Raw genomic sequence first — 12336 nt, forward strand, 5'->3', positions numbered from 1 at the left:
GCGCACCACCCACCGAGTGCCGGCTGTCCCGCCGGTGCCCGAGCACCCAGAGGAACCCCTGTGAAAGGTTCACGGCTCCGCCGCGTCCTGTTGTCCGCGACCGTGCTGGCCGGCGCGCTGACGGCGCTCAACGCCCCCGCGGCACAGGCCCACTACAGCGAGTGTCCCGTCGGGCACTTCTGCATCTGGCAGCACAGCAGCTACGAAGGCCGCTTCTTCTCGAGCGACCGTGACACGCCCAACGTCGGCAGCTACATGAACGACCGTACGACGTCGGTCTGGAACCGGAGCAACCGGACCGTCTGCATGTACCGGCACGAGAACTACGGGTATGACATGGGCTGCTACGAGCCCGGGGGCAGCACCGCGGCCCTGCCCATCCACAACGACCACCTGACCAGCTTCAAGTTCCACTAGCCCCGGCCGCCGGGAGCCCGAAAGACGTCGCGTGCGGCCTCCGAAGGAAGCGGCCGGGGGCCGCACGCGACTCCGTCCACCGAGTCCGAGGAAGGCACCCACCGATGGAGACGACCGCGAACGTGCTGACCGGCCTGGTGGCCGTGCTGCACGTCTACTTCCTGGTGCTGGAGATGTTCCTGTGGGAGAGGAAGCCGGGACGGGAACTCTCCGGCTTCGACGCGTCCCTGGCCCGGGCCACCGCGCCCCTGGCCGCCAACCAGGGCCTCTACAACGGTTTCCTGGCGGCGGGACTGGTCTGGGGACTGATCGCCGGGGACCCGACCGGGTTCCGGGTTCAGGTCTTCTTCCTCGTCTGTGTGGTCGTCGCCGGTGTGTACGGCGGTCTCACCGCCAACCGGCGCATCCTCCTGGCGCAGGCGGTGCCCGGAGCGCTGGCGCTCGGCGCGGTCCTGCTGACCCGGTGACTCGGTGACTCGGTGACCGCGCCCTGTTGCCCCCGCGGCCGGCGTGGCGCGGGGCAACAGGGGGTCAGTCCTCGTCGATCTCGTCCCGGAGCCTGCTCATCGCGGCTGACTCAGCCGGCTCGTCGCATCCCTCGAGAGCCCCGCCGAAGATCTTGTTCCAGTCGACCGTGAGGCCTTCCGCTCCCGGCCCGCCGGACAGCATTCCGGCGAGCGGGTCGAACGTCTCCATGACCTGACGGGCCATCCCGGCACGGGCGCGACGGGCGGCGTCGAGCACGGACGCCGACAGTTCCGCGCCCGTCATGGTCCGGTGACCGTTGCCCGGGAATTCGATCGCGGTGAGTTCGCCCTGGGCGCCGACCGTCAGCTCCACCTTCCCGTCGGCCGACACGGCGGTGACCGTCGCCCGCTGCAGCTCCTCCTCGGCCTGCCGGACAGCCGTCTCGACGGCGTGCAGGTCGTCCCAGGCCTTCTTGACCCGGTCGTCGATGGGCAGTTCCTCAGGCATTCCGGGCTCCTCCGGCTCCTACGGCTCTTACGGCTCCTCCGGTGTCGCGCTCATTCACCGGCCGAGCGCCTGCGGGGCGCCACCCTCGTCGGTTCCCCATACGTCGTCGTGCTCCTCCTCGGCGGTCCACGCGGTACGGGCCCGGCCACTGCTGGTCTGCTGTCCGCGCTCGTTGCCGCCCGACATCGGGGGTGCGAAGGGGACCTGGGCGCTGGTGGCGACCCGCCGGGCGGCCGGGACGGCGTTCTCCCGGCTGTCTCCCGCCCGGCCCGCCCGGGTGGGCCGGCGGACGATGGGGGAGTCGAGCACGTTGCGCTGCCGTCCGGCCCCGTTCTGGTCCTGGCCGCCGCCTCCCATACCGCCGCCCATGCCGCCCATCGGTGGGTACATGGGCGGGGCCATGGCACCCGACCCCGACCCCGGTCCGGACCCGGCGGCGGTCGCGCCGGCCGCCGCCGACGCGTTCTGACCGAGGGCGCCGTACGCCTCGTCGACGGTCGCCCCGTAGGTGTCGTCCCCCGCAGCGGCGGCGGCCCGGATGGCTTCGGCGGTGCCCGCCGGCACATCGCCGGAGGGCAGGTCGGGGCCGTAACCGGCGGACGTGAAGGCGTCGGTGTCGAAGAGGCCCGGCGCGTAGACGGTGCCGGCCCCTGCCGGGAGGGGGGCGGTGTAGGGCTCGGACATGGTGCTGAGCTTGTCCCGGACGATCTCCTGCGGGGTACGGCGGTCCAGCCCCAGCTCCTCGTGCCGGCCGTCGATGCCGGCGATCCGGCTCTCGTACTCCTCCCGTGCCTCCTGCCGGGCCGCCGCGGCGTCGTCCATCGCCCGGTCGTACTGCTCCCGGGCCTGGGTGAGGTCACGGTCGGCCTCGGCCCTGGCCGCCTGCTGCCGCTGGCCGGCCTCGGCCACGGCCCGGTCGTACTCCTCCTTGGCCCGGGCCGGGTCCTCGCCCCGGGCGAGGGCGTTGTCGTAGGCGGCCCTGGCATCGGCGCGGGCCCGGTCGGCTTCCTGCCGGGCCTGCTCGTAGCTGCTCTGCGCGTCGGCCCTGGCCTGTTCGTAGTCCGCCCGGGCGTCCTGCTCCTGCTGGTCGGCCCGGTGTTCGGCGGTGTCCAGGGCGAGCTGCGCCTGAAGGGTCTCGCGCCGGTGCTCGGCCTCCAGCCGGGCGTTGTCCGCGGCGGATAGGTCTGACAGATCGGATAGATCGGACAGGGCGGAATCCGGATCGGCCGCGCGGGTGCCGCCGAGGAGGCCGCGGGCCGCCTCCAGGTCGTCGTCGTTCGCCTCCCGGAGCTGTTCCCGGTACTCCCTGGCCGCGGCGGCAGCCTCCTCGCTCTGCCTGCGCGCCTCTTCCGTGGCCTTCTTCCGGTCGCCGTCGGCCAGGCCGCCGGCCGCCGGGCCGAGAACGGCAGGCGAGGGGATGAGCGCCTGGGCGTCCGCACGGTCCTGCTCGCTCTGCCGACGGGCCTCTTCGGCGTAGAGGTTGGCCGCGGCGCGGTCCTGCTCGTTCTGCTTGCGGGCCTCTTCCGCGTATGCGTTGGCCTCGGCCCGGTCCTGCTCACCGAGCTTGCGCGCATCCTCCTGGGCCTTTCTGGCCTCGGCGGCGTCCTGCTCGTTCTGCTTGCGGATCTCGTCCGAGTACTTCTTGGCCTCCTCGCGGTCCTTCTCGTTCTGCGCGCGCGCATCCTCCTGGGCCTTCTTCGCCGCCTCGCGGTCCTTCTCGTAGTCCTCCTGGACCTTCTTCTGGTGTGCCAGCGCCTGCTCGGAGAGCTCGTTGTTCCCGCCCAGGTCCTGGAGCCGCTTCTTCTGCTCATCGAGGAGCTTCTTGTTCGCCTCCTTGACCGAGACGTCGCCGAGGGAGCTGGTGTCCCGGTCGGTGAGCTGCTGGGGGAAGGCGTCCACGGCGTCGGCGAGCGTCCTGTCCAGCGCGGGGAGCACCTCCTTGGCGATCTCGCCGAGGGCGTCGTCGACGCTCTTCTGCCACCGGTCGACGGCCAGCTGGCCGATGGCCCGCCAGGCGTCCCACTCGCTGAGCCACATCTGCCGGCCGTCGATCTCGACGTAGCCCTTGTAGGCCTCGGTGCGCACCGGGTACGACGTGAACCCGCGGGTCTCGAAGTCGACGAACGCCATCTGGTTGTCGAGGACCTGCGCGTAGATGTCCCAGAGGTGGTCCACCAGCCACCGGTGGGGGGAGCCCATCAGGTGGTGCCACTTGGACCACGCCTGGCTGAGCCGGCGGGCGGCGTCGCGGTAGGCGTCGGCGGTGTCGACCAGCGTGCGTCCCGGGTAGGTGGTGAACACGTGACCGCCGGACAAGGAGAGGGAGTTGCCGTTGCCGCCCTCGCCGGGCGGCGCGAGCTGGTCGACGTAGCCCTCGTAGTTCCGGTTCAGTCTGTGCACCAGGTGCTTGAAGAGGCCGGCCGCGCTGCCCGCCCACTCGGCGCTTCCCTCGCCGATGTCCTTCTTCTCCCAGTCCGCGAGCACCTTCGACTGGTTGATGAGGAACCGGTTGACCCGCTCGAAGGAGAGTGCCACGTCGGTGAAGGAGGGCAGGTGCACGGCGAGGGTGTCGTCCACGGACAGTCCGCTGTGCGAGAAGCCGCGGGTGCTGCCCTCCTTGCCGGCGATCTCCGCCAGGGCCCGGGCGGATCCGACGGTGTACTGGGAGAACTTGCTGTTGTCCCAGGTGAAATGGGAGCCGTCGCTCTTCTCGAGGTGCTTGCTGTCCCACTTCCCGGACCGCGTGAACTGGCCGCCGGCCGGGTAGCGGGTGCTGCCCCCTTCGTCGACGGGCGCACCGATCAGGTGGACGTGGGCCTTGTTGTGGTCCAGCCCGTCGCCGTGCCTGGCCATGGTGTAGAAGGGGATGATGAAGTCGGCGCCCTCCCTCTTCCACCCGCCGGAACTGGCGAACCCGGGGAGGTACCCGGTGCCCGGCACCTTGATGTTCCGGTCCACCCACACATACATGAGCGGTATGTCGTGGCTGCCCTTCATGTCGTCGAACAACGTCTTCCGGTCGGGCAGGGTGTAGCCGGTGAGGGCGTCGACCGCTCTCTTCCAGTAGTCGTCGTTGGTCTTGCCGGCGGGTGCGGGCATGGCGCTTCTCCGTGGGGTGTGGGGTGCCGGGGCGGCCTACGAGCCCAGGCCGCGGCCGCCGGCCGTGCCGCTGCCCGAGGACAGGTCGCTCTCCACGTCCTCCCACACCTCCAGGAAGCTGTCGCCGGTCATCTTCGCGAGGCTGTCCTGCTGGGCCGCGGTGAGCTCCTTGACGGTGTCGGCCATGGCCTCGTCGATGTCGCCGAAGAGGACCTTCTGGTGCCGCAGCAGCCCGGCGAGGGCGTCGGCGGTGCTCTGCACGGCCGAGTTGAGCTTTCCGCCGCTGAGCGAGTCGTCCCCGGCGAGCGGGCCGATGATCAGCGGCTTGGTGGTGTCGATGGTGCTCGAGGTCTTGGCGCCCGAGGCGATGTCCCCGATCGGCTGGACGGAGCCGTCCGCCTTGCCCATCCGGTCGATCTCCCTGATGAAGTCCTGCACTGGGCCGTTCCTGAACTTCTTCAGCCACTCGACGTCGAGCGTCGTGGTCGGTGTGGTGTCGGTCATGTGATCTCCTCGGCGGACGGGTCCGCGCCGGCCGGCCTGTTGGGCTCGCCCGCCCTGACGAACCGTCGGGCCGTCAGCGGCCGATCCGCACGTCGGACCACCGCTGGGCCAGGTTGCCCGCGGTGTAGCGGTAGTGGCCGGAGATGTCGGTGAGCAGGAAGGCGTTGTCGGTCAGGAGCTTGGCCATCCGCGCGTAGGCGGCGTCCCAGAGCCGCTTCTTCTCGTGGTAGACGTCGGCGTCGTCACCTATCCAGGTCTGCTGGAGCGCGTTGAGCTCCAGCTCCAGTGACTGCAGGGTCTTGCCCATCGCCTTGGTCTGCTCGACCAGGTCGTCGGCGGCGTTGTCCATGTGGCGGTAGCTCACATGGATGATGCCGTCCGTGTAGTTCTCGCTCATCGGTCCTCGTTTCGATGCGGGCGTGGGGCCGGGTCCGGATCAGGGTCCCGGGGCATGGGGCCGGGGGAGGAAGGGTCAGCCGGAGAGGGCGTCGAGGACGGTCTTCGTCCGCTGGCTCGCGCCTCCGACCAGGTCGGTGGCCATGGTCTGCGCCTGCCCGTGCTCCTTCATGGTGTTCATCAGCTCCACCTGCATCTCCCCGAGGTTCTTGGCGATGATTCCCGCCTGTTCCTGCCACTGCGCGAGCAGGTCCTGGAACCCTTTGCCGTCGACGCCCCCGTATCCCGAGGTCAGCTTCGCGCCGGTGGCATCGACGTCCTTGCGGATGTTGGAGATACCGTCAAGAGCCATGCCGAGGGCGTTGATTCCGTTGGACGTCGCCTCGCGCGACGACTGCTGCATGTCCATGCAGGCCTCCCACTGTGAAAATCGAATACCGCTTGAGTACGTACGCGAGCACATGGGAACTGCTGAGTCCGGTGGACCGGTCTGCCCGCAGCCAGATCGTAAAAGATGCTAGTGCGTACACGCTGCTTCTCAAGAAATGTTCCGGGCACACCTCGGGAAAGGGTGCTCGTCCGAGCGGTGCGGAATACCCGGCCATTGCTCACCTGAGCATTCGCCGGACGCCGGGGTGAATTGCACCTGGCGACAAAGCGTCGGGCGTGACGTTCCGCCACGGCCCGTCCACCGGCCGTCAAAAGCAAATTTTTTCCGTACGGACGGTGCGGAACTGTTCCGTGGCCCGATCCCTTCCGAATCCCGGCATGCGAAAAGCCCGTGCCGCCGGGGGGCGGCGACACGGGCACTCCCCGCGGCGGTCCCTCCAGGGGGGTGGAGGGGCCGGCCACGGAGAAAACTGCCCCGGGGTAATCCGGTGCACTCACCCCAGGAACGGTGCCGGCCGGGGACCGGTTCACACCGCGCGAGGATTTTTCCGGCCGACACCGACCGCGATGACGGACCGCGATGACCGGGTGGTGACCCGAACCGAGAGTGACGAGGTGAACCGTCGCGGTAGCAGGGACGTTCCCACTCGTGGCAGCGGAGCCCAGGCCGAAGGAGAAGACATGCTGGACTGCGAACGGACCAGGGAAGAACTGGCCGTCCATGCCCTCGCCGGGGACCGGTACGGCAGACCGGACGCCGGGGTCTCGGAGCACCTCGGACAGTGCGCGGAGTGCTCGGCCGAACAAGAGCGGTTCACCGAGGTGACCCTGATGCTCTCGCGCATCGGGCTGCCGTCGTTCGAGGGACTGCCCGCGGCCGTGGCCCGGACCGTCCCGGGACAGCCCCCGGGCGCTCGCGCGCGGTGCGCGGGAACGCCCGGGGAAGAGTGTCAGCCGCGCCGCCAGGTCTGATTGGCGGTGCCGGTGCAGGGCCACAGCTTGACCGGCGTGCCGTTGGCCTCCTTGCCCCACCACACGTCGGCGCACATGGTGCCGGCCTTGAGCGACACCAGGTCCTCGGCGTCGTTGATTTTGAACTTCTGTCCGGCCGACCCGTCGCACCGCTGCAGCCGGAGCGCCGTGCCCTTCGACACCGACCCGCCGTCCAGCCCCATGCACAGGTCCCCGCCGACGCGCAGGGTCCGGTCGGCGTCGTGGAAGGACCAGATCTGGGCGCCCTCCGAGGCTCCGCAGGGCTGGATGACCAGTTCCGCCCCGGCTCCCCGGGTGGTGGCGGTGAGGCACTTGCCGGTGTCGGCGCTGACGATCCGGGCGGAGACGACGGTGACCGCGGCGGTGGCCTGCTTCTCGGACTTCTGGGCCGTCTTCTTCACCGGGCTCTCCTCCCTCTCCCCCTTCTCCGGCTGCCGGGCGGCGGCCTGCGGGCGGGCCGCGTCGCCGTCGGTGGCCGTGACCGGGGCGGAGCCGGAGCCGTCCTCCCCCTTCGGCTGATCCTTCCCGCGCCCGGCGTCGTCGGCGTTCCGGTTCCGGCCCTTCGACGAGCCGGCCGGGGTGTCGTCCTGCGGACTCTCCGCGACGTAGACGTCCGGCTGCTGCTGCACCCCCTGCCCGTCGCCCAGTTCCCGGGAGTCGGCGGCCACGGTGGCGCGGTCCTCGGTCCGCTCGTCCCCGTCGTTGCCGACCAGGACGAGCAGCGGTACGGCGATCAGGACCACCCCGGTGATCCCGGCGGCGGCCAGCATGGGGGCCTTCGGCCGCCCCGGCGCGCCGTCACCGTCTCCGTCACCGTCACCGCTGCCCCGCCCGTCACCGCTGCCCCGCCCGGCTCCGCCGGTCCGGCGGGCGCCGCCGAGGACGGCGGCCAGTCCGGCCAGGGGGCCCCGGGCGCCGTGCGGTGAGGCGGGGGTGCGGGCGGCCGGGGTGGCGGAAGCGGCCGCTGCCTCCGGCCGTTCCCGGCGGTTCGTGTCCGGTTCGGCGGTCTCCTCCCGAGCCGCCGGCTCGTGGGAGGCCGAGGCGGCGGCGGAGGAGGGCTCCGTCTCGTCGCGGCCGGTCCCGACGGCCGTTGCGCCGGCTGCGGCGGTGGTACCGGTGGCGGTGCTTGTGGCGGTGCTTGTGGCGGTGCTCGTGGTGGGCGTTCCGTGGCGCGGGGCGGGCCGCAGGGCCTGCTCCGCATCGTGGCCCACCGAGGGCAGCGCCACCGCGCGGCGGACGGGTGGTCCGCCGTCGCCCGGCCTGTTCTGGGGTGACATCGCTCGTTCTCCTTCGGTCTCACGGTTGTCTGCCGCGTGGCGGCGCCGCATGCGCGCGGTGCCACACGGCCAGAGCGGCGGTCCCTGCCGCCGCCGTACTGTCCGACCTCCGGCGCGCCCGTACGAACCCGTCCGTGCCGGTACGAAACCGCTTGTTCCGGTACGAACCAGTCCGAGCCGATTCCGGGGCCGCGCGGCGGGATGGGTCATCCGCCGTGCCCCACCGGTCCGGTGCAGCGGTCCGGCCAGCCGGGCCCGGCGCCGCCGGGAAGGAGGCCGTCGAGGGCCTTCTCCAGCCGGTCCAGTGCCGAGCGGTCCAGGCCGCTCAGCTCCTCCTCCGCGCCGTCCTGGTAGACGGCGGCGGTTGCCGGGAGCTCCCGCAGCAGGGTCACCGGCGCACCGTGCGTCGCGCGGACACCGAGCACCCGGAAGGCGCTGCCGGGAGCGAAGACGATCTCGCCCGCCCCTCCGGCGGCCGCGGGCCGGTCCAGCAACTGCCGTACCGCGCGGCCGGTGGTGGACCAGATCGCATACCGCACCGGGGAACCCTCCGGACAGGCGCGGGGCAGGGTCAGCGCCCCCACCGGGGCCGGTTCCAGCAGCAGTGCGCCGGGCTCGGGCAGCTCCTCACCGGTGTCGGGCCCCGCGCCCCGGAGGACCACGCCCCGGTAGGACGGGAGCCGGCGCAGCGCGGAGGCCAGACAGGCCGCGTATCCCGGCAGCCGCCCGTTCCCGGCCCGCAGGTCGCCGACGAGCGCGGTGTGGTGCAGCGGGCCGTCCTCGTCGGTGAGGTAGGCGTGCAGCGCGATCAGGTCGGCGCGGGCCTCCTCCAGCTCCTGGCCGCGCAACCCGGGCATCCGGGTGAGCCAGCGCAGCACCGCGGCGGCGTGCCGTTCCCAGCCGGCCGCCGCGAGGGCCCGGAAACCGGCGCGCTCGTCGGCGGTACTGAGGTGATCGGGCCGGTACGGCACGGAGCGGAACCGGACGGGGGCCGCCCCCTCGCCGGGAGTACGGCCGGCAACGGGGCGGTCCGGAGCGGTGCCGGATGTCGGGGGGACGGCGGGCTGGCCGGTGCCCGCGTCGGCGGAGCCGGGATGCGGGTCGGTGGGGCTGCAGGTGGGGAGGGAGACGGGGCGGGGGAGGGGATCCGGTGCTGTTCGGTTGTCGGCGGGCGGGGCAGGGTGGTTCGTCGCGGTGTCGGGTGCCGGGGGGACGGCGGGCAGGCCAGTGTTGCCGTCGGCGGAGCCGGGATGCGGGTCGGTGGGGCTGCAGGTGGGGAGGGAGACCGGGCGGGGGAGGGGATCCGGTGCCGTTCGGTCGCCGGCGGGCGCGGCAGGGCGGTCCGGAGCGCTGCCGGATGTCGGGGGGACGGCGGGCAGGCCGGTGCCCGCGCCGGCGGACGGGGCCGGACGGGGCGGAGCGGAGCTGTCGGGGGCGGGCGGAGTCCGCGGGGCGTGCGTCGGAGCGCCGGTCCTTCCACCGTCACCGTCACCGGAGCCAGCACGGAGCTGTGCGTCCGGCGCGCCGGGGGCGGTGGTGGGCGGGACCCCCGTTCCACCGGCGTGACGGTGCGGGGTCTCCCCGCTCGCGGGGCCGGGGCGTGCGGGACCGGGACTCCGCCCGTCCGGGGCATGGACGGGGTCCGTGCCGCCGCCCGGTCGTGAAGACGGACGGCCCGTGCGCTCAGGACCGTTCGGAGTGTGCCGGTGCGCGGACTCGCCCGTGCTCACCGCCGGGGAAGGGCGGGGCGGAAGGCTCTCGTTCCGGGCGGATGCACCGGGCCGGGGCTGGCGAGGTGGTTCGTCCGGTGCGGGGCGGCGCGCTGCCGCGGACGTGCCCGGGGGCGTCGAGGCGGAGGCGAGGGCCGGACGTCGTACCGCCTGCCCTGCCTGGGCCGCCTGCGCAGCTTCGGGGCGGGCACCGGACACGACCGTCACGCCCGACGGGCCCGCGGTCGGCCGCCCCTGCGCCGCTGTCCCGGCGACAGCCGGTGCCGCCGCCGGGCCGCCGGCCCTGCGCGGACGGGGCGGGGCGGGGCGGGCGGTGACGTAGCGGATGCCGGAGATGCCGTGCTCGGTGGCCAGTTCGCGCAGCGCCCGCTCGCTCATGGTGAGCCGGCCGCGCACCAGCAGCGTGGTGCGCGGCCGGGACCGGAAGCCGAGCTCGATCAGCAGCCGCGTCAGAGCGGGCAGCACCGAGTCGTCCAGTGGCCGCCCGGGGACCCCCAGTTCGAGGGTGAGGGCGTCCGGGTCGACGGGGACGGTGACCACGGGCGGCCGGGGCCCGTCGAGGGGGACGACCGCGAGTCCGGCCCGGGTGACGGCGACACCCCAGCCGTCGGTGAGCCCGGCGAAGTCCGGCCGTCCGCCGGGCATTCCCATCAGGGCGGGGTGCACGGCGGACGGGCGGGGCATCGGCGGACGGCCGCCGGCGCCGGCGGGCCCGCAGACCACGGCGGTGACATACGGCTGCCAGGTCCGTTCCCCGGTGCGGCCGATCAGGGTGGGCCGGACCCTGCCCGGCGCCTCGGGGTCACCGCCCAGCAGCGGGATCCCGGTGAGCACCTCCACCTCACCGGCGAGCATGTCGGCGACCGTCTGGGCGAGCCGCAGCAGGTCGCGGCGCCCTCCGGGGGCCAGCCGGGCCCGCGCCCGGTGCTCGGCGGGCAGGGCGGCCAGCACGGTGGCGACCTCGTCCGCGGCCACGTCCTCCGCGTCGGGCGCGCCGACCAGCACCAGAGGGCGCTCGGGGTGGACGGGCACGGCGAAGCTCAGGTCGTCGGTACCGGGGGTGGGCGCCTCGGCGGGACGTATCACCACTCCGGCGGGGATCTGATGGACCACACAGCCGCCGGAGGTGCGGCCGGGCACCTGGCGCAGGGCGTCCTGCCAGGCCGGCGCGGGGGTCCGGCGGCCCAGCGGCCGGGGCGCGGTGCCGGGGCCGAAACTCCACCAGCCCCCGCCGGGCGCGGCCGGCTGCTGCACGAAGAGCGTTCCCCCGGGAGTGATGAGCACGGCTCCGTCCGGGGCGATCACCTCCAGTTCCCAGGCGTCGGCGATCCGCCGGGCCAGGCTCGGCCGGTCCGTACGGTCGTGCCCGGCGCCGGAGAGCACCAGCCGCACCCGGTCGGTGTCCCGGTCCCGAAGGGTGTCCAGGACATCGCCGAGCCGCGCCCAGTGCGTGGCGGTGTCCCCGCCCGGGGCGGGCGCGCGGACCAGGACGGTGACCGTGTCCTCCCCGCCGACGGCCAGGGCCACCTCCGCCGCCTCGGCCAGCGAAGGGAAGTCGTCACCGGCCGAGCGCAGCAGCACCACGCCGTCGACCTCCTCGACCGGAGCCGGGCCGGCGGGTCGCGCGGGTCGCGTGGCGCTGTCGCCCGGGAGGCCGCCCGCTGCCGGGGCGGCGGCGCGCCGGGAGAAGAGAGAGGTCGTCCACCGGCTCATTCGGGGTTCTCCCCCGTACCGCTCCGCCGGGCGGTCTCCGCACAGGGCCCGGTCCGCTCGCTCATCGTCGCCTCACAGTCCTTGGCTCGCCCGGAAAGCCGGGCACCGCTCCCGTCACCCGGCCGTGCGCCCGCGGACCGGTCGTCATGCGTCTCCGTCCCCCGCCGCGGAGCGGCACGCGCGCTCCGGCGGGGGACCGGGCACCATGACGCGGGCGGGGGACGGAGCGGTCGGCAGGGCCGGAGGGTGCGGTTCGGGCGCGGGGAACATGAGCGGTCCCGTACCGTCTCCGCCTTCCTCACCGACCACCGGCCGGGGCGCCGCACCGCACACGGAGCGCCGCCCCCTCGCGTCTACGACGGCGGAACCGGATCGGTTCACGGCCGCCCGGGGCACTGCCGCGGCGCCGGGACGGCGGGGACGGCGGCCCCCCTGCGCGGGCGGGCCGGCTGCCGCTACCACCAGCCCGCCCGCCCCCGCCGGTGCTGTCGCCCGGCGGGCCCGTGCGCATGCCGTAGCCCGGCGGGCTCGTCCCCGTGACGTCATCCGGGTTCTCCTTCGTGGATACCCCGTCCTTCAGGGCAGGGAGGAAACGAAGCTCCTGCGGAGCAGGGCAGGGAAAGCCGGTTCGCCGCCAGGGCGGACCGGCGTCCACCTCCAACTGCCCGCCCTCCGTCACAAACTGATGCGGTAGAATGTGAACCGTGAAGACCACCCACGTGAAGCGGGCGTTCAAGTACCGCTTCTATCCGACCGACGCGCAGGCAGCCGAGCTGTCCCGCACGTTCGGATGCGTGCGGAAGGTCTACAACCTCGCCCTCGCCGCGCGCACCGAAGCGTGG

General features: G+C 73.3%; 11 protein-coding genes. 4 read left to right on the forward strand and 7 right to left on the reverse strand.

Annotated elements, in window-relative coordinates; all coding sequences use genetic code 11:
- Positions 1-60 precede the first annotated feature (60 nt).
- Positions 61-417: a peptidase inhibitor family I36 protein gene (locus tag ACIF9R_RS35775; protein WP_399986892.1), complete on the forward strand. Its 357-nt coding sequence runs from the start codon at positions 61-63 to the stop codon at positions 415-417.
- Between the two features lie 104 nt (positions 418-521).
- A complete protein-coding gene (locus ACIF9R_RS35780) occupies positions 522-884 on the forward strand; it encodes a DUF1304 domain-containing protein (RefSeq protein ID WP_399986894.1) in 363 nt (120 codons plus the stop codon).
- Positions 885-948: 64 nt separating this feature from the next.
- Here the strand turns inward: ACIF9R_RS35780 and ACIF9R_RS35785 are convergent, their stop codons facing one another.
- The 5 genes from ACIF9R_RS35785 to ACIF9R_RS35805 form a co-directional block, all read right to left on the reverse strand.
- Positions 949-1392: a YbaB/EbfC family nucleoid-associated protein gene (locus tag ACIF9R_RS35785; protein ID WP_399986896.1), complete on the reverse strand. Its 444-nt coding sequence runs from the start codon at positions 1390-1392 to the stop codon at positions 949-951.
- A 54-nt stretch (positions 1393-1446) separates the two neighbouring features.
- Positions 1447-4491, reverse strand: coding sequence for an AAWKG family protein (locus ACIF9R_RS35790; protein WP_399986898.1), 3045 nt, complete (start codon positions 4489-4491; stop codon positions 1447-1449).
- A 36-nt stretch (positions 4492-4527) separates the two neighbouring features.
- Positions 4528-4995: a type VII secretion system-associated protein gene (locus ACIF9R_RS35795; protein WP_399986900.1), complete on the reverse strand. Its 468-nt coding sequence runs from the start codon at positions 4993-4995 to the stop codon at positions 4528-4530.
- 73 nt (positions 4996-5068) lie between these two features.
- Positions 5069-5392, reverse strand: coding sequence for a WXG100 family type VII secretion target (locus ACIF9R_RS35800; protein WP_399986901.1), 324 nt, complete (start codon positions 5390-5392; stop codon positions 5069-5071).
- 75 nt (positions 5393-5467) lie between these two features.
- Positions 5468-5800, reverse strand: a complete 333-nt coding sequence (locus tag ACIF9R_RS35805) for a hypothetical protein (RefSeq protein ID WP_399986903.1) — start codon at positions 5798-5800, stop codon at positions 5468-5470.
- A 662-nt stretch (positions 5801-6462) separates the two neighbouring features.
- Here ACIF9R_RS35805 and ACIF9R_RS35810 point away from each other — a divergent pair.
- The gene (locus ACIF9R_RS35810; RefSeq protein WP_399986905.1) at positions 6463-6753 is read left to right on the forward strand and encodes a hypothetical protein; all 291 of its coding nucleotides are present in this window, start codon (positions 6463-6465) and stop codon (positions 6751-6753) included.
- Here ACIF9R_RS35810 and ACIF9R_RS35815 read toward each other — a convergent pair.
- Entirely contained in the window at positions 6732-8051 is a 1320-nt protein-coding gene (locus tag ACIF9R_RS35815; protein WP_399986907.1) for an RICIN domain-containing protein, read from the reverse strand. The genes ACIF9R_RS35810 and ACIF9R_RS35815 overlap by 22 nt on opposite strands.
- A 206-nt stretch (positions 8052-8257) precedes the next feature.
- Positions 8258-11494 (reverse strand): hypothetical protein, encoded by a 3237-nt coding sequence (locus tag ACIF9R_RS35820; RefSeq protein WP_399986909.1) that lies wholly within the window; start codon positions 11492-11494, stop codon positions 8258-8260.
- A gap of 704 nt (positions 11495-12198) precedes the next feature.
- On the opposite strand from ACIF9R_RS35820, the gene ACIF9R_RS35825 reads away from it, so the two are divergent.
- Positions 12199-12336: helix-turn-helix domain-containing protein (locus ACIF9R_RS35825; RefSeq protein WP_399986913.1), on the forward strand; the 138-nt coding region annotated here is incomplete at its 3' end.

Origin of the sequence: Streptomyces sp. NPDC086080, from assembly GCF_044540255.1 — a bacterium.
Classification (GTDB): Bacteria; Actinomycetota; Actinomycetes; order Streptomycetales; family Streptomycetaceae; genus Streptomyces.